The sequence below is a fragment of the Pseudomonas sp. MWU16-30323 genome (genome assembly GCF_020515595.1).
Classification (GTDB): Bacteria; Pseudomonadota; Gammaproteobacteria; order Pseudomonadales; family Pseudomonadaceae; genus Aquipseudomonas; species Aquipseudomonas yamanorum.
This window is the reverse complement of sequence record NZ_JAIWYM010000001.1, coordinates 260,982-278,313: the sequence shown is the minus strand read 5'-3', so window position 1 is coordinate 278,313 and position 17,332 is coordinate 260,982. Positions and strand designations below refer to the sequence as shown.

Below are 17,332 nucleotides of genomic sequence, written 5' to 3'. Positions count from 1 at the left end.
GTCTGCATCGCAGGCAAGCCAGCTCCCACAGAGACCGGTGACTATTCGGGCAACTGCGCCACGCCGTCTTCATCGGTCATCGCCCGTTCCAGCAGGTCGGCCGGCAGGCTTTTGCTGGCGCGGGCGCCGAGCAGCTTCAGTTGCTCGGTACGGCTCACCAGGTTTCCGCGTCCGTCTGTCAGCTTGTTGCGCGCTGCGCTGTAGGCTTTGTCCAACTGCTGCAGGCGGTTGCCCACCTCGTCCAGGTCCTGGATAAACAGCACGAACTTGTCATACAGCCAACCGGCGCGCTCGGCGATTTCCCGGGCGTTCTGGCTTTGCCGCTCCTGTTTCCACAGGCTGTCGATCACCCGCAAAGTCGCCAGCAGCGTGGTCGGGCTGACGATCACGATATTGCGGTCGAACGCCTCCTGGAACAGGTTCGGCTCGGCTTGGAGTGCAGCCGAAAATGCGGCTTCGATGGGCACGAACAGCAGCACGAAATCCAGGCTGTGCAGGCCTTCGAGACGTTTGTAGTCCTTGCCGGCCAAGCCTTTGACGTGGTTGCGCAACGACAGCACATGCGCCTTCAGGGCGGCTTGGCCGATCGCTTGATCGTCCTCTGCAACGTACTGTTGATAGGCCGTCAGGCTGACCTTGGAATCCACCACCACCTGCTTGTCACCCGGCAGCATGATCAACACGTCAGGCTGGAAGCGCTCGCCGTCCGGGCCCTTGAGGCTGACCTGGGTCTGGTACTCGCGGCCCTTTTCCAGCCCGGCATGTTCCAGCACTCGCTCCAGGATCAGTTCGCCCCAGTTACCCTGGGTTTTCTGGCCCTTGAGGGCGCGGGTCAGGTTGGTGGCCTCATCGGAAAGGCGCAGGTTCAGCTGTTGCAGGCGCTCCAGTTCCTTGGCCAGGGAAAAGCGCTCGCGGGCTTCGCTTTGGTAGCTTTCTTCGACGCGCTTTTCGAACGACTGGATGCGCTCCTTGAGCGGGTCGAGCAATTGGCCGAGGCGCTGTTGGCTGGTTTCGGCGAAGCGCTGTTCGCGCTCGTCGAAGATCTTCCCGGCGAGTTCAGCGAATTGCGCGCGCAGCTCATCACGGGAACCTTGCAGGTCGCTGAGGCGTTGCTGATGGCTTTCCTGTTGCTCGCGCAATTCGGCGCGCAGGGACGCAGACAAGGCATCCAGGCGGCGCAGTTCGGTTTCTTTGGCGGAACGGTCGAGGTTCCAGGCGTGAGCGGCGTCGCGGGCGTTGTCGCGGTCGATCTGCAGCAGTTCGACTTCCCGGCGCACGGCGGCGAGGTCGGCTTGCTTGGCGGCGTTGGCCTGGCTCAGGTCGCTGATTTCGTCACGGCTGGCGTCCAGCTGCGCGGCGAGCCCTTCCTGGGCCAGTTGCGCGGTGGCCAGGCGCTCTTCGAGCAATTCCCAGCCGGCCATCCGTGCGCTCAGTCGGCGCTGAATCTGCCAGCACAGGCCCAACAGCGGCAATCCAGCACCGGCGAGACCCAGCGCAACACTGGTCCAGTCAAAAGCCATAGCGATTCCTGCCGTCACCCGAAAAGAAGAAGGTTAACCAAGCCTGCGCATTGAGGACAGCTCAGTCTTCGATCTGGCCCAGTTCACGCTGGGCGATGCGGTCGCCGGCGCGGGCTGCCTGGCGCAGCAAGTCGTGGCCGATGCGGCGGTCCCGGGCATTGCCGCACTCGCGGCACATCAACTGGCCCAGACGGCTTTGCGCTACTACTACGCCAGCACGAGCCGGTTGCTTGAGCAAATGCCCGGCGAAGTGTTTGACGTTGGGGCTGTGGCCCAGGCGCGGGCTGTCGAGCAACCACAAGGCGACTTTCAGGGAAAAACGCTTGGGTGCGGTAACAACCTGAGGGCTGTCGGTAACAGAAGGTGATACTGAGCGAAACTTCATAAAGCACTGTGGGACAGAACGGAAGGCGCGCCACTCTACTCTTTTTTTCGTACAGGTAAAGCTGAAAAAACCCTGCACGCCCGTTCTAGAGCAAGCGCTTGGGACAATCCACAGAAGCTGTGGATAACTCAGTGGACAACCGTTACGTAACTCCCGCAAAGGCCCGTGGAACGGGGGCCGCGCTCAAACTGACGATTTTTTCACCAATAAAAAAAAGCTCGATTTTTCATTGACTTAAATTTTAGTTGCAGGCACCCGGGGGCATTGCAGAGCGTATGTCAGTGCGGTTACACAGGACGCAACCAATGTGCACAACTACCCGCCTGACGGTTATATCAACCGCGTTTTTTGGTCGCAAGGCGGCCGAGGAATGTTACCGACGCACCGAGGCCAGAAAAGTTTTTTACCTAGCACACTTCCTTTCACCGTTTCAATCCGTTACTATCCGCGGCGTTAGTACCAAGCTGAAAGTCAATTCTGGTCGAACAACTCCCTCACGGCACCGCCGACAAAAAGGGATCGACCACCTCGATGGTTTCCAGGTATCACTTGCGACGACACAGCCTTTGAACAAGCAAAGGGTGTCGCGAAGTTTCAATACTCTGAAAGAACCAACCTGCAAATTGATCAGGATCTTCACCCCGGGCCCAGAACCTTTGCCCCTGTTGTGTTGCCTGCCCTCCTAAGTACCTACCTGCCAGCCCAAGCGCGCCAACTTAATAGCGCTTCAAACTGGCTGCTTTGTTCCAGTCGGGTTCTTCGTTCGATCAATAGTGATCAACGTCACTGGAACGTTTTAACGTTGCACGGTTCTTAACCGTGTCATTTGTAGGAACACCAATAATATGTCCACTCAAATCCACACTCAGGATGCCATTCGCACCCTAACTAACGCTTTTGCACCAATGAACTGCCTGATCATGGCCGCTCGCAAAGGCTGCTTCAGCTTTACCCTGGTCAACGAACACGGCATCGCTCGTCACAGCGAACGCCTGTACCCCGATCAATACTCCAGCGCAGAACCGCTGCAGGCCGTGATCGATCGTACTCGCCAGGCACTGGTTGCCTGATCGACCCGGATCGCTGAAACACAAAAACCCCGGTTAAAACCCGGGGTTTTTTATTGCCTGAAATTCAGGCGCGCTAAGTTCAAATTGATATAAACGCTATAACTAAATGATGAAAATATTTTAAAAACAGTCCTTTACGTCGTAAATATGACACTACACTTCAACTCAAGCGGCATGATCCGCTTCCGGCGAGCCTGAGATCCGATTCACTGCTGCCAAGCCCCCTCTCAGGTATCGCCGACCCATTTCATGGATTGAGGCTTTTATGGGCATCGCCGCCAGCGAATTGTGTCGTTATGTGATCCGGCCCACCCTGCTTTATTTGGGTCGCCATAACCCGACTGCCGAATCCCTGCTGCTGGGCATCGCCGCCAGCCAGTCGGCACTCGGTTCCGCCCTGCACGACCGTCGCGGCCACGGCCTCTACAGCATCACCGAACCGCGCCACCGTGCGCTGTGGGATGACTACCTGGCGCTGGACCCCGAGCGCGCCAGCCTGGTGCGCGGCCTCGCCAGCCAGCATGCCTTCCTCAGCGGGCCGCAGCTCGAGCTGACGGTCAACCTGCGTTACGCCACCGCCATCGCGTGGCTGCTGGTGGAACAACACCGTCCAAACCTGCCACCGGCCGATGATGTATTGGCGATGGCGCGTATCTGGAAAGAAATATTTCACCCTCAAGGCCGGCTCCGGGATTTCACCCAGGCCTGGCAAACCTGTGTTTCACCCATGAATCACGTCGCCTGTTGACCGGGCGATTTGCAAGATTCGGCTAAAAACGTTGATTTTGGTCGGATTGTCCTACAAAACCGCTCTATCTCCTATGTTTCAGCCTATAGCGCTAACTTAAAAATATTGTTACTTTCCGCAGCGGTGATCACCACGGAGTTCTAATAATGAAAAAAGTAATGCTCAAGACGACACTTAGCCTCGCCGTTGCAATGGCATCCTCCCACGTGTTCGCGAGCGGCTTCGCCCTCAACGAACAGGACGTTGCTGGGATGGGTACCGGTTTTGCGGGGCGCTCATCATCTGCCGATAACGCAAGCACTGTTTATGGCAACCCTGCCGGTATGGCTCGCCTTGAAGGCCAGCAGATTACGGGTGGTGTTGCAGCCATCGACGCCTCGACCGACATCAAAGATGCCGGCGGCCGTTCCAGGGGTACCAACAAAGGCGATATGGTTCCCTTCACCGGCGTACCGTTCGGCTTCTACACCAACAAACTCAACGATCAGTGGGCTGTAGGCTTTGGTGTCTACGCACCGTTCGGCCTGGTGACTGATTATGAACGCGGCTTCCAGGGCAGCGGGTTTGGCAGCTACAGCAAAGTGTCTGTCATCACCCTCCAGCCGACGGTCAGCTACGCGTTCAACGACCGGGTTTCCATCGGTTTCGGCCCTACCATCAACCGGATTTCCGGCAAGCTGGAATCCGAACTGACCCTGAACCCTGCCGTGCCTTCGACCAACGTCACGATCAAGGGCGACGATACCGCCATTGGTTTCAACGTCGGCGTACTGGTACAGGCCACCGATACTACCCGCGTCGGCCTGACCTACCACTCCAAGGTCAGCTACAAGCTTGACGGCCACACCGAGGTGACGGCGCCTGCTCCGACCGCCGGTGCGATTGGCAGTGGCCGCTACGACGCCTCGCTGAGCATCGACACACCAGAGTCTTACGACCTGTCGGTAACCCAGGACCTGACTGACGCCTGGAAACTCTATGGTGGTGCGACCTGGACCCGCTGGAGCCGCCTGAAAGACATCACGGTCAAGAACCAAGGTGTAACGGGCGCCAACGGCTTTCTCGCACCTTCGGTCATCGGCACTATCACTGAACCTCAGAACTGGCACGACACCTGGGCCTACGCCCTGGGTACTTCGTACCAGGTCACCAAGCAAGTGGTACTGCGTACCGGCCTGACGTTCGACCAGTCGCCAACCAACAACACTGACCGTTCCCCACGTATTCCTACTGGCGACCGGACCATCTTCAGTGTGGGCCTGGGTTATGCCGTGATGGATAACATGACCGTTGACTTGGCTTACTCCTACCTCAAGGAAGAACCGGTCAAAGTCAACAAGTCCAATGCACTGGGTTCCTACAGCGCCAAGTACGAAAACAGCGCCAACGGTTTCGGCCTGGGTGTGACGTACAAGTTCTGATGTAAAGCGACATAAAAAAGCCCCGCTCTCTTGCAAAAGAGGCGGGGCTTTTTAGTGGCCGGCAATCAGGGTTTCGAAGCCAGTGCTTCTTCCACCGCCTTGATCAGGTCCGGACTATCCGGTTTGGTCAGGCTGGAGAAGCTGGCGATCACCTTGCCCTGGCGGTCCACCACGTACTTGTAGAAATTCCACTTCGGCGCGCTGCTCTGCTGCGCCAGAACCTTGAACAGGTGCACCGCATCCGGGCCCCTGACCTTCTGTGGCTCGGTCATGGTGAAGGTCACGCCGTAGTTCACATAACAAACCTTGGCCGTTTCCTCCCCGGTCTTGGCTTCCTGCTTGAAGTCATCGGACGGCACGCCAATCACTTCCAGCCCCTGGCCCTTGTAGCGCTGGTACAAGGCCTCAAGCCCTTTGAACTGCGGCGCAAAACCGCAGAAGCTGGCGGTGTTGACGATCACCAGCGGCTTGCCGGCGAAGCGCTGGCACAGGTCGATGGATTCCTTGGCGCGCAGCTTGGGCAGTTGGCCTTCAAGCAACGGCGGGCAATCGGCGGCCATGGCGACGCTGCCAAAAGCCATCATCAGAGCGGGTACTGCAAGCCAGCGCATCTGCATGTCAGGTGTCCTTGAAAAGTCTCAGACACAGAACTTAACAGATCGCCATGCCCAACTGCATCAATGCCAGGCCGCCCTGTTGCCAGCCCCACCACGCCAACAGCAGCAAGACCCCTGCTCCTGCTGCGCCGAGCCAATGCCAGGTCGAATTCATGCCACCCCCATTTGCGTCTGCAAACGTGCCACCGGGCGCTCGCGCACCGGCCAGTTCAGCGCCGCTGCCACCAGGCTCAGAACGATTGCCACCTGCCAGATCAAATCGTAGTTACCAGTTCGATCATAGACCACCCCGCCCAACCAGCCCCCGAGGAACGAACCCAGTTGATGGAACAGGAACACGATCCCACCGAGCATGGAAAGGTTTCTGACACCAAACAAGGTCGCGACCGTGCCGTTGGTCAGCGGCACCGTGGACAGCCACAAGAAGCCCATGGCCATGCCAAACAGGTAAGCGCTGGTTTGCGTCACGGGCGCCCACAGGAAGATCACAATCACCACCGCCCGCAGCAGGTACAAACCGGTCAACAGGCGCGGCTTGGACATACGCCCGCCGAGCCATCCCGCCGTATACGTGCCGAAGATATTAAACAGGCCGATCAATGCCAGCACCGTGGTGCCCACGGAAGCCGGCAAGTGCTGGTCCACCAGGTACGAAGGCAAGTGCACGCCGATAAACACCACCTGGAAACCGCAGACGAAGAACCCAAACGCCAACAGCCAGAACCCCGAATGGGAGCAGGCTTCACCCAAGGCTTCGCGCAGGGTCTGTTGACCGGCTACCGCGGGCAGCGGACGGTCCTTGAGCATGGTCACCAATGGCACGATCAGCGCCACCATCAGCCCCAGCACCAGCAACGCGGCAGACCAGCCAAGCCAGCCGATCAAACCCAGGGTGCCTGGCAACATGGCGAACTGGCCGAAGGAACCGGCGGCGCTGGCGATGCCCATGGCCATGCTGCGTTTTTCCGGCGCCACGGCGCGGCCCACGACGCCAAGGATCACCGAGAACGAGGTGCCCGACAGGCCGATACCGATCAGCAACCCGGCACTCAGAGACAGCGACCACGCTGAATCCGACAAGCCCATGAACACCAGGCCCAGGGCATACAGCACACCACCAATCATCACCACCTTGGCCGCACCGAAGCGGTCGGCCAGGGCGCCGGTAAATGGCTGCGCCAGGCCCCAGATCAGGTTTTGCAGGGCAATGGCAAAGGCAAAGGTTTCACGGCCCCAGCCGAATTCGGCACTCATGGGCGCCAGGAACAGGCCAAAGCCATGCCGCACGCCCAAGGACAACGCGAGAATCAGCGCACTCCCCACAAGAATCCAACCGCTGGTGCGCCACATCGAGGTCATTTCTTATTCTCCGCTCACGGGTATATACCCGCTTGTCATCGAAAAAACTCGCGTTAAGCGAGTTCATCCAGCAAGGCCAACAGGGTTTCGCGCTTTTCGGCGCCCAACTTATCGATCAATTTCTGCTGCGCCGTCTCCCAGGCCGGCAATGCCGCCGCAAGCCGTTCGTTACCTGCCTCGGTGAGCAGGACCAGGCGGTTGCGCAGGTCATCCCCCTCCACCAGTTGCACCAGGCCCTCCCCCTCCAGCACCCGCAAATTACGCCCCAGCGTGCTGCGATCCAGGCCCATGGCGTCGGCCAGACTGGAAATGCTCGGTTGATCAAGGCGCTGCAGATTACACAGCAAAGAATACTGGGCAACGTTGATCCCGAAGCCGTCGAGAGCGCCGTCGTAATGCCTGCTGACGCCACGAGCGGCGCGACGCAGGTTAGTGCATAAACATTGGGAAGCAAGCATAGAGCGTGTATATACCCGGGATTAATGAAATGCAAGAAACTGTTACAGCGCCAGACCGACCAACACCGCAACCTCCAATAGCTCCAACAGCGCACCGGCGGTGTCGCCGGTGGTGCCGCCGAGGCGATTAACCATCAGCTGGCGCACGCCGATAAAGCAAAGCGCCGCCAGCAACACGGCAATCCCGCCGCTGAAACCGCCGATCAAGATACACGCCAGGCCGCTGAGGATCAGCACCTGTTGGCCGACGATCCGTGGCAAATGGTCCGCCAAGGCCTGCCCCAACCCACCGGCGCGCACATAGCGTGTGGTGAGAAACAGCGCCAGCATCGAAGCGCGACCAATCAACGGTGCGAGGATCAGCGCGGCGCCGTTATGCTGTTCAATCAACGCCACCAGCGCGGTGAACTTGAGCAACAGCACCAGGCCCAGGGTGACCACCGCGATCGGCCCGCTGCGCGGGTCTTTCATGATGGTCAGGGTGCGCTCGCGATCGCCGAAGCCACCGAGCCAGGCATCGGCACTGTCGGCCAGGCCGTCCAGGTGCAAGCCGCCGCTGAGCAACACCCACGCAGTCAACAACAGCGCGGCGTGCAGCAGCAATGGCGCGCCCATCAACACCGCGTTCAGGCCCCACAGCAGCAGCCCGAACAGCAGCCCCACCAGCGGATAAAACAGCAACGACCGCCCCAGCTCCTGCGGCTGCGGCATACCGGGCAAGCGAATCGGCAGGCTGCTGAGAAACTGCAAGGCGATCCAGAACGGCAACATGCTCAGAGTCCTTCCCTTAAAACACCATCAGCCTCGACCTGCAGGCTGAACAGGCCACCGTGGCCCACTTCAACATTCAACAGTTGCTCACGCGGCAAACCGCGCGCCTGAGCCAACAGCAAACGCATGACCCCGCCGTGGCTGATCAGCAGCACTCGCTGGCCGTCATAGGCTTGATGCAAGCGCGCGACGGCACCCAATATACGCGCGGAGAACTGCGACACCGGCTCGCCCTGCGGCGGCGTGAAACGGTAGGGGTCAGCCCAGAACAGCCCCAACGCGTCGGCGTCGGTTTCCATCAAGGCTGCGGCGCTCTGCCCTTCCCAGGCGCCGAAGTGTAGCTCCTGCAGGTCTTTTTCCAGGCTGACCGGCAGCTTCAGACGCGCGCCCAGCTCATCAGCAAACCGCGCACACCGTTGCAGCGGCGAGCTGACCAGTCTGTCCCAAGGGCCCTGTTCCGCTACCGCCCCACGCATCTGCTCCCAGCCCTTGGCCGTGAGCGCATCGTCCAGGCTGCCGCGCAAGCCGCCGCCCAGTTCGGTTTCGCCGTGGCGCAACAGGTCCAGGTGCAAGGTCATGCCGGGCGGTCCGCCACGGCCGCTTCGGCGAAGGTCGCCATTTGCCCATGCAGCGCGCAGGCCAGGCGCAGCAACGGCACGGCCAGCGCGGCGCCACTGCCTTCGCCCAGGCGCAGGCCGAGTTCCAGCAATGGTTCGGCATTGAGGCTTTGCAGCACATGACGATGGCCGGGCTCGGCACCACGATGGCCGAACAGCAGCCATTCACGGCAGCCGGGATTCAGCCGCGTGGCGACCAGCGCGGCGACCGTGCAGATAAAACCATCCACCAGCACCACGACCCCTTCTTGAGCACAGGCCAGGTAGGCGCCGACCAGCGCGGCAATTTCAAAACCACCGAGGTTGAACAGGGTTTTCAGGGCGTCATCACGGTCGCCTGCGTGCAGCGCCAGGGCGCGTTCGATGACGGCGACTTTGTGGCTGACACCCTGAGCGTTCAAGCCGGTACCGGGGCCGGTCAGGTCGCTGACCTGGCAATCCAGCAGCGCGCAGGCCAGGGCACTGGCGGCGGTAGTGTTGCCGATGCCCATTTCGCCGCCGATAAACAGCTGCGCGCCGCTCGCGATGGCGCGGTGCACGCTGTCGCGGCCGGCTTGCAGGGCCAGTTGGCCCTGGGCCTCGGTCATGGCCGGGCCTTTGACGAAGTTGGCGGTGCCGGCGCCGATGTTGAGGTGACGCACGCCGGGCAGGTTCAAAGTGGGGGTGATGGTGCCGAGGTCGACCACTTCCAGTTTCGCGTCCAGTTGGCGCGCGAGCACGCTGATGGCGGCGCCGCCGGTGACGAAGTTGTGGAGCATCTGGCCGGTGACTTCCTGGGGGAAGGCGGAGACACCTTCGGCGACTACGCCGTGGTCGCCGGCGAAGATGGCGATCCACAGGTGGTCGACGCTGGGTTTGACCTGGCCCTGGAGGCCGGCCAGTTGAACGGCCACGGCTTCCAGTTGGCCGAGGGAGCCGGCGGGCTTGGTCAATTGCTGCTGGCGGGCCAGGGCGTGTTCGTGGGCTTGGGTGTCGATTGCTTTGCAGGGGTTGAGCCACCAGGTGTCGGTCATAACGCAGTACCTTTTAAAGTCAGGGGCAGGCCGGCGACGGTCAGGACAACGCGCTGACAGCGTTCGGCCAAGGCTTGATGGAGCCAACCGGCTTCATCGACATAGCGGCGAGTCAATTCGCCCAGCGGGACGACACCCAGTCCGGTCTCGTTGCTGACAAAAATGATTTCTCCTGGGAGGGTGGCCAGGGTTTGTAGCAGGGCCTCGCGCTCGTGGTTGAGGCGGTCGGGGTCTTCGAGCATCAGCAGGTTGGTGAGCCATAAGGTCAGGCAGTCGACCAGCAGGCAATGGTTCGGGCTGGCGTTTTCCTTGAGGACACGGGCCAGTTCGATGGGCTCTTCGATCAGGCCCCATTCGGATGGGCGGCGCTCGCGGTGGTGGGCGATGCGTGCGTTCATTTCGCCGTCCAGGGGTTGGCTGGTCGCTATGTAGGTGACGCTTAGGCCGCTGTCGGTGGCGAGTTTTTCAGCCAGGCGGCTTTTGCCGGAGCGGGCGCCACCGAGGATCAACTGGAGCATGGGTTGTGCCTCTGTTTTTGACTGTGTGTATATCCGTTATTTTTGTAACGGCTGATATGGGTTCCGCCCTTACGGCGGCTCACTTTTGAAAAGCGCAAAAGTAAGCAAAACGCTCTTGCCCCACCACTCGGCACCTCGCCTAGGCTCGGTGTGCCCTCACTCCGGCTTTGGACCGTGGGCCGCCGCGATGGGCCATCCTTGGCCCAGCGCGGCTAACCCGGCGTCCTGCCGGGTTACCCACGATCCAAAGCCTGCGTTCGGCCAGCGTGGTTTAACGGGGCGCCTAAGATCAAGATCAAAAGCAAAAGCACAGCGGCCTACCGGCCGGCTTGAGTGTTGAAGAGCAAAAGCCAAATCAAAATCTAATGCGGGCACGGTCCAAATGTGGGAGCTGGCTTGCCTGCGATAGCATCAACTGGGTCTGCCTGATACACCGAGGTGTCTGCATCGCAGGCAAGCCAGCTCCCACAGAAAAGCAGAGCTGCTTTCGCTCTGGCTTTTGATCTGGCTTCTAACACTCAAGCCGGCCGGTAGGCCGCTGTGCTCTGCTTTTGATCTGTTTTTGATTTTGATCTGCGGGCCCCGTTAACCACGATGGCCGCAAGTAGGCACGGTGGAGCGGGTAAATCGGCAAGGATGCCGATTTAGCCGCGCCGGGCCATGGATGGCCCGTCGCGGCGGCCCGCGGAACCGGGCCGGAGTGCGGGCATGCCGAGCCTAAGCGAGGCACCGAGTGGTGGGGCAAAGACCTTTTGGTTACTTTTGGGGCGTTTGCCAAAAGTGACCCGCTGTAAGAGCGGAACCATAGGTCGCAGTTACCTAAATAACGGATATTCACACGATCCAAAAATCAAACCCCACACAACGAACGCAACAACCCCGTATCCAAATGCCGCTCTACCAAATCCGCCAACCGCTCAATATCCCGCTCCCGCAACCCGTGATAATCCACCTCTTGCACATCTTCCAACCCCGCCCAACGCAACAAAGCACTACAGGCCGCCGGAACCTCAAACACCCCATGCAAATAGGTCCCAAGAACCTGCCCATCCTCACTCTGAGCCCCATCCCGACGCCCATCGTCCAACTGCACCGCAGCCCGCACCAAACCAGCGCCACTGGTAACGCCCGCGTGGATCTCATACCCACTCACCTCGGCATCCTCCAGCAACAACCGCCCTCGCACATTACGCAGCTGCTTCTCCTCCTCCAGGGTCGTACTGAACGCCAACAACCCCAACCCCACACTCGAACCGCAAGGCCCTTCCAACCCAAGCGGGTCATGCACCTGCTCCCCGAGCATCTGCAACCCACCACAAATCCCCAACACCTTCCCGCCATACCGCAGATGCCGCGCCACCGCCGTGTCCCACCCGTTGGCCCGCAAATACGCCAAATCACTGCGCACACTCTTCGAGCCCGGCAAAATAATCAGGTCCGCCGCAGGAATCGCCTGCCCCGGCCCCACAAACTGCAAATCCACCTGCGGATGCAACCGCAACGGATCAAAATCCGTGTGATTACTGATCCGCGGCAATACCGGCACCACCACCTTGAGCACTTGCGCCGCCTTGTCGATCTGGCGCTGGTCGATACCGTCTTCCGCCTCCAGATGCAGATCCATCACATACGGCAGCACCCCCACCACCGGCTTGCCCGTACGCGCTTCCAGCCAATCCAGCCCCGGCTGCAACAGCGCGAGATCGCCGCGAAAGCGATTGATGATGAAGCCTTTGACCCGCGCCTGTTCGGTGGGTGACAACAATTCCAGCGTGCCCACCAGGTGCGCAAACACCCCGCCGCGATTGATGTCGGCAATCAGCAGCACCGGGCAGTCCACCGCTTCGGCAAAGCCCATGTTGGCAATGTCATTCGCCCGCAGGTTGATCTCGGCCGGCGAACCCGCGCCCTCGACCATCACCACCGGATACACCGCACTCAACCGCGCATGAGAGGCCAGCACCGCCTGCATCGCGATGGCTTTGTAATCGTGATAAGCCACGGCGTTCATGGTGGTCACGGCGCGCCCGTGGATAATCACTTGGGAGCCTGTGTCGCTGTTGGGCTTGAGCAGCACCGGGTTCATGTCGGTGTGGGGCGCCAGGTTCGCGGCCTGGGCCTGCACCGCCTGGGCTCGGCCGATTTCGCCGCCTTCGGGAGTCACGGCGCTGTTGAGCGCCATGTTCTGCGGCTTGAAGGGCACCACCGGGATGCCCTGGCGCACCAGCCAGCGACACAGCGCGGTCACCAACGTGCTTTTGCCCGCGTCGGATGTGGTGCCCTGCACCATCAAGGTACTCATGAGGCTTCCCTGTAGGCGCTCAGCGCCTGTTCCAGCCGTAACCAGTCGGCCTCGGTATCCGGCAGGCCGAAACGCAAGCTGCTGTTGTCGACAAACAGGCGCAGCAAAATACCGCGCTGGGCCATGAATTCATGCAGCTGTTCTGCCCGGTCCGTGATCATCCACTGGAACAACCCGCAGCCGCCCTGAGGTCGCAAGCCATGGCGTTCAAGCAGGTCAAACAGACGCTGGCTGGCCGACTCGCAACGCAGCCGCTGTTGCGCATGGCCGACGGTATCGCGCAGGCACACTTGCCCAAGCACCCGCGTCGGCCCGCTGACGGCCCACGGCCCCACCTGTTCGGCGAGCAGCTTGAGCAGATTGCGCTCAGCCAGCACGAACCCCAGCCGCACGCCAGCCAGGCCGAAGAACTTGCCGAACGAGCGCAGCACGATCAGGCCGACTTGATGGGCCTGGCTTGCCAGGCTCAACTGCGGGGTGATGTCCATAAAGGCCTCATCCACCACCAGCCAGCCACCGCGCTGGGCCAAGCGTGCATGCCAGTCCAGCAGGCGTTGCGGCGTCAGGCTCAGGCCGGTGGGATTGTTGGGGTTGACCACCACCAGCACGTCGAGGCTCTCGAGGAAGAAGTCGACTTCCTGCTCCAGTACTTCGCGCACGATGTACCCGGCGCGACGCCAGGCTTCGGCGTGTTCGGCGTAACATGGCGACAGCACACCAACCTTGCCCGTCCGGCGCAGGCGCGGCAATAACTGGATCGCGGCCTGGGAGCCGGCCACGGGCAGTACGTGGGTCGCGCCGTAATATTCGCAGGCCGCCTGTTCCAGGCCGTCATCGGTTTCAGGCAGGCGCGCCCAGGCCCGCAGTGGGATGTCCGGGATCGGAAACGGCCATGGCGCCAGGCCACTGGACAGGTCCAGCCAATCGGCCTCTGCAATACCGTAATTCAACGCCGCCTTGCGCAAGCGGCCACCGTGCTCAAGCATAAAACTCAGCCCCCACACACAGGATCAGCAACCACAGCCACACGCCGCGCTGCACCAGTTGCCAGCCGCGCTCGATGGAGTCCGCATCCGCGGGCGGCCCTTCGCCCAGTTGCGGGCGCTGGTGCAGCTCGCCGTGATAAATCGCCGCGCCACCCAGCTCCACCCCAAGGGCGCCAGCCCCCGCCGCCATCACCGGGCCGGCATTGGGGCTGTCCCAGGTCGGGCCCTGGGTGCGCCAGCATTTGAGGGCCAGGCGGCTTTTGCCCAGCAGCGCGTAGGTCAACGCCACCAGACGCGCCGGAATGTAGTTGAGCACATCGTCGATCTTGGCCGCAGCCCAGCCGAAACGCTCAAAGCGTTCATTGCGATAGCCCCACATGGCATCCAGGGTGTTGCTCAGACGATAGAGCACCACGCCGGGCACGCCAGCGACCACAAACCAGAACAAGGCGGCAAATACTGCGTCGCTGCCGTTTTCCAGCACCGATTCGGTGGCCGCACGGGCAACTTCAGTGCGGTCCAGCTCGCTGGTCTGGCGACTGACCAGGTAGCTGACGCGTTTGCGCGCTTCGTCCAGGTCATCGCTGCGCAGCGCTTGCGCCACCGGCAGCACGTGCTCACCGAGGCTGCGCATGCCGAGGGCGCAATACAACGCGAGGATTTCCAGGACCCAACCGATGTAAGGCGCCCACGAGAGGGCCGTGGCCAACAGGGTCAGCGGCACCACCGCGATCACCCAGGCGGTGACGCCATGGCTGCGCCAGCCACGGCCGCCGGAGTTGAAACGCTGCTCGATGCGCCCGGCAAAATTGCCGAACGCCACCAGCGGATGCCAGCGCCTGGGCTCGCCCAACAGCGCATCCAGCGCCACCGCAGCGACACTCAGCAAGGCCACACTCATTGACTCACTCCCCAAACATTCTCATACAGCATGTCACTCAGTGGCCGTGGTTCGGTCCAGCCTTCGAGCTGCAACATCGGTGCCGGGTAGAACTCGGTCACCGGGCCCAGGCACAACACGGCCAGCGGCTTGGCGCCGGGCGGCAGGCCCAGCAGGTCGGCCAGGGCCTGGGGCTCGAACAGCGAGACCCAGCCCATGCCCAGCCCTTCGACGCGGGCTGCCAGCCATAGATTCTGGATCGCACAGGACAACGACGCCATGTCCATTTCCGGCATGGTGCGGCGCCCGAAGATATGCCGTTCGCGATCGTCCATCAACGCCGCCACCAGTACTTCGGCGCAGTCGTTGATGCCTTCGACCTTGAGCTTCATGAACTGGTCGGAGCGCTCGCCAAGGGCCTCGGCGGTGCGTACCCGTTCTTCTTCCACCAACTGCTGGATCTGGCCGCGCAGGTTGCGGTCGCTGATGCGGATAAAACGCCAGGGCTGCATCAAGCCGACGCTCGGCGCCTGGTGGGCGGCTTGCAGCAGGCGGTGGAGCAATTCAGGCGCGACGGCGCCGCCGCTGAAGTGGCGCATGTCGCGGCGTTCGGCGATGGCGCGGTAGACGGCTTCGCGATCGGCTTCCGGAAAGGCGTTGTCAGTCATGGCCTCATCGCGGGCAAGCCCGCTCCCACCGTAGATGGCGTTTCAACTCGGTCAAGTGTGGGAGCGGGCTTGCCCGCGATGGCGGCCTCAAGGCCTGGCGCAAACAGGGCAGCCACCGCCGTCGGGTTGGACGGGAAGTAAAAATGCACATAGGACGCCGTCATCCGGCCCTGACGATAAACCGCCTCGGCGCCACGCCCACCATTCGGGCTCAGGCCCCGGGCAATCGGCTGCCACTCGGTGCTGGTCAACGAATGATGGTAGGTGTGGCCGCGCAACAGGCCTTCTGGCAGTTCGACGTTTTGCAGGGCCAGTGCCGCCAGGCGCTTTTGCATCACGGCATCGCCCTGGAGCAGGCCGACCAGTTCGGCACGGGTACCGTCGACATCGGTGAGCGAATCCAGCAGATAGAGCATGCCGCCGCATTCGGCCAGCAGCGGTTTACCCGCAGCGTGATGGGCGCGGATGGCGTCCAGCATCGCGGTATTTTCCGACAGCGCCTGGTGATGCAGTTCCGGGTAACCGCCGGGCAGATAGAGGCTGTCAGCGTCAGGCAATGCGCGGTCACGAATCGGCGAGAAGAAGCACAGTTCGGCGCCCATCGCCCGCAACAGGTCGAGGCTGGCGCCGTAGGTAAAGGCGAAGGCTTCGTCGCGGGCCACGGCAATGCGCACGCCGGCCAGCAACGGTTGGGTCTCGATCACCTCGGGTGCGGCGAATTCCACCGGCGGTGGCAGCGCTACCTCGCAACTGCTGCCCAAGGCCTGGGCGGCGGCGTCGAGGCGCAAGTCGAGGTCGTTCAGTTCACTGGCCTGCACCAGGCCGAGGTGGCGGCTGGGCAACTCGATGCCGGTTTCTCGGGACAGTGCGCCGTACCAGCGCAGGCCTTCGGTGAGGCTGCCTTCAAGCAGTTGCGCATGGCGCAGCGTGCCGACGCGGTTGGCCAGTACGCCGGCAAACGGCAGGTCCGGCTGGTAACGCGCCAGGCCCAATGCCAGGGCGCCGAAGGTCTGGGCCATGGCCGTGCCGTCGATCACCGCAAGTACCGGCACACCAAAGTGCCGCGCCAGGTCGGCGCTGGAGGGCGTGCCGTCGAACAGGCCCATCACGCCTTCGATCAGGATCAGGTCGGCTTCCCCCGCCGCTTCCCACAGCAACCGGCGACTTTCCTGCTCGCCGACCATCCACATGTCCAATTGATAGACCGGCGCACCACTGGCGCGCTCGTGGATCATCGGGTCGAGAAAGTCCGGGCCGCATTTGAACACCCGCACCTTACGCCCCAGGTTACGGTGCAAACGGGCGAGCGCGGCGGTGACGGTGGTTTTGCCCTGGCCGGACGCCGGAGCGGCGATCAGCACAGCAGGACAGTGACGGGGCTGATTCAAAGTTCGATGCCTTTCTGCGCCTTGATACCGGCCTGGAAGGCGTGCTTGAGCATGCCCATTTCCGTCACGGTGTCGGCCATTTCGATCAATTCAGGTTTCGCGCCACGGCCGGTGACCAGCACGTGTTGCATCGGCGGGCGGGCCTGCAGGTCGCTGAGTACCTGGTCCAGGTCAAGATAGCCGTGCTTGAGGGCGATGTTCAGCTCATCCAGCACCACCAGGCCAATGGCCGGGTTCTGCAGCATTTCCCGGGAGACCGCCCAGGCGGCTTCGGCGGCCACGATGTCGCGCGCACGGTCCTGGGTTTCCCAGGTGAAGCCTTCGCCCATCACGTGGAAGCGCACCTGCTCGGGGAAACGGCGGAAGAACAGTTCTTCGCCGGTGCTGTTGCGGCCCTTGATGAACTGCACCACGCCGCACTGCATGCCGTGGCCCATGGCCCGCGCCAGCATGCCAAAGGCAGAACTGCTCTTGCCTTTGCCGTTACCGGTGAGCACCAGCAGCAACCCGCACTCGTTCGGTGAATTGGCAATGCGCTCGTCAATCACGGCTTTTTTGCGCAGCATGCGCGCCAGGTGGCGTTCGTCACGATCGGGGGATTCAGTCATGGC

General features: G+C 61.8%; 18 protein-coding genes. 3 read left to right on the top strand and 15 right to left on the bottom strand.

Going from position 1 to position 17,332, the window contains the following annotated elements:
- Nucleotides 1-41: 41 nt before the first annotated feature.
- Together rmuC and LIY45_RS01355 are read right to left on the bottom strand one after the other, a co-directional pair.
- Nucleotides 42-1,406 (bottom strand): DNA recombination protein RmuC, encoded by a 1,365-nt coding sequence (gene rmuC, locus LIY45_RS01360; protein ID WP_226475260.1) that lies wholly within the window; start codon nt 1,404-1,406, stop codon nt 42-44.
- Between the two features lie 175 nt (nt 1,407-1,581).
- Nucleotides 1,582-1,905, bottom strand: a complete 324-nt coding sequence (locus tag LIY45_RS01355) for a hypothetical protein (protein ID WP_026078187.1) — start codon at nt 1,903-1,905, stop codon at nt 1,582-1,584.
- An 845-nt stretch (nt 1,906-2,750) separates the two neighbouring features.
- Between LIY45_RS01355 and LIY45_RS01350 the strand changes: the two genes are divergently transcribed.
- The 3 genes from LIY45_RS01350 (at nt 2,751) to LIY45_RS01340 (ending at nt 5,144) form a co-directional block, all read left to right on the top strand.
- Nucleotides 2,751-2,975 (top strand): hypothetical protein, encoded by a 225-nt coding sequence (locus tag LIY45_RS01350; protein ID WP_003214941.1) that lies wholly within the window; start codon nt 2,751-2,753, stop codon nt 2,973-2,975.
- A gap of 265 nt (nt 2,976-3,240) precedes the next feature.
- On the top strand, nt 3,241-3,723 hold the full coding sequence (locus LIY45_RS01345; RefSeq protein ID WP_226475065.1) for a hypothetical protein: 483 nt from the start codon (nt 3,241-3,243) through the stop codon (nt 3,721-3,723).
- A 146-nt stretch (nt 3,724-3,869) separates the two neighbouring features.
- Nucleotides 3,870-5,144 carry an outer membrane protein transport protein gene (locus LIY45_RS01340; RefSeq protein ID WP_026078188.1) on the top strand — a complete coding sequence of 425 codons (1,275 nt, stop codon included), beginning with the start codon at nt 3,870-3,872 and terminating at the stop codon, nt 5,142-5,144.
- Nucleotides 5,145-5,209: 65 nt separating this feature from the next.
- On the opposite strand, the gene LIY45_RS01335 is transcribed toward LIY45_RS01340, so the two are convergent.
- From LIY45_RS01335 to cobO, 13 genes are all read right to left on the bottom strand, one after another.
- Nucleotides 5,210-5,761 (bottom strand): redoxin domain-containing protein, encoded by a 552-nt coding sequence (locus tag LIY45_RS01335; RefSeq protein ID WP_226475064.1) that lies wholly within the window; start codon nt 5,759-5,761, stop codon nt 5,210-5,212.
- A gap of 150 nt (nt 5,762-5,911) precedes the next feature.
- Nucleotides 5,912-7,111 carry an MFS transporter gene (locus LIY45_RS01330; protein WP_017479109.1) on the bottom strand — a complete coding sequence of 400 codons (1,200 nt, stop codon included), beginning with the start codon at nt 7,109-7,111 and terminating at the stop codon, nt 5,912-5,914.
- 62 nt (nt 7,112-7,173) lie between these two features.
- Nucleotides 7,174-7,578, bottom strand: a complete 405-nt coding sequence (locus LIY45_RS01325; protein ID WP_226475063.1) for a MarR family winged helix-turn-helix transcriptional regulator — start codon at nt 7,576-7,578, stop codon at nt 7,174-7,176.
- Nucleotides 7,579-7,620: 42 nt separating this feature from the next.
- Complete coding sequence (locus LIY45_RS01320) at nt 7,621-8,349, bottom strand: adenosylcobinamide-GDP ribazoletransferase (RefSeq protein WP_017479112.1); 729 nt, start codon at nt 8,347-8,349, stop codon at nt 7,621-7,623.
- Nucleotides 8,350-8,351: 2 nt separating this feature from the next.
- Nucleotides 8,352-8,927, bottom strand: a complete 576-nt coding sequence (cobC, locus tag LIY45_RS01315) for an alpha-ribazole phosphatase family protein (protein ID WP_226475062.1) — start codon at nt 8,925-8,927, stop codon at nt 8,352-8,354.
- Nucleotides 8,924-9,979, bottom strand: a complete 1,056-nt coding sequence (gene cobT, locus LIY45_RS01310) for a nicotinate-nucleotide--dimethylbenzimidazole phosphoribosyltransferase (RefSeq protein ID WP_017479114.1) — start codon at nt 9,977-9,979, stop codon at nt 8,924-8,926. The genes cobC and cobT overlap by 4 nt, the downstream gene beginning before the upstream one ends.
- Nucleotides 9,976-10,497 (bottom strand): bifunctional adenosylcobinamide kinase/adenosylcobinamide-phosphate guanylyltransferase, encoded by a 522-nt coding sequence (gene cobU, locus LIY45_RS01305; protein WP_017479115.1) that lies wholly within the window; start codon nt 10,495-10,497, stop codon nt 9,976-9,978. Before cobU ends, cobT begins: the two co-directional genes overlap by 4 nt.
- Nucleotides 10,498-11,347: 850 nt before the next feature.
- The gene (locus tag LIY45_RS01300; RefSeq protein WP_226475061.1) at nt 11,348-12,799 is read right to left on the bottom strand and encodes a cobyric acid synthase; all 1,452 of its coding nucleotides are present in this window, start codon (nt 12,797-12,799) and stop codon (nt 11,348-11,350) included.
- On the bottom strand, nt 12,796-13,785 hold the full coding sequence (gene cobD, locus LIY45_RS01295) for a threonine-phosphate decarboxylase CobD (RefSeq protein WP_017479118.1): 990 nt from the start codon (nt 13,783-13,785) through the stop codon (nt 12,796-12,798). The genes LIY45_RS01300 and cobD overlap by 4 nt, the downstream gene beginning before the upstream one ends.
- On the bottom strand, nt 13,778-14,686 hold the full coding sequence (gene cbiB / locus LIY45_RS01290; RefSeq protein WP_017479119.1) for an adenosylcobinamide-phosphate synthase CbiB: 909 nt from the start codon (nt 14,684-14,686) through the stop codon (nt 13,778-13,780). The genes cobD and cbiB overlap by 8 nt, the downstream gene beginning before the upstream one ends.
- The gene (bluB, locus tag LIY45_RS01285; RefSeq protein WP_017479120.1) at nt 14,683-15,333 is read right to left on the bottom strand and encodes a 5,6-dimethylbenzimidazole synthase; all 651 of its coding nucleotides are present in this window, start codon (nt 15,331-15,333) and stop codon (nt 14,683-14,685) included. The genes cbiB and bluB overlap by 4 nt, the downstream gene beginning before the upstream one ends.
- Nucleotides 15,330-16,721, bottom strand: coding sequence for a cobyrinate a,c-diamide synthase (locus tag LIY45_RS01280; protein WP_226475060.1), 1,392 nt, complete (start codon nt 16,719-16,721; stop codon nt 15,330-15,332). Before LIY45_RS01280 ends, bluB begins: the two co-directional genes overlap by 4 nt.
- Nucleotides 16,718-17,329 carry a cob(I)yrinic acid a,c-diamide adenosyltransferase gene (gene cobO / locus LIY45_RS01275; protein ID WP_003210751.1) on the bottom strand — a complete coding sequence of 204 codons (612 nt, stop codon included), beginning with the start codon at nt 17,327-17,329 and terminating at the stop codon, nt 16,718-16,720. Before cobO ends, LIY45_RS01280 begins: the two co-directional genes overlap by 4 nt.
- Nucleotides 17,330-17,332 lie beyond the last annotated feature (3 nt).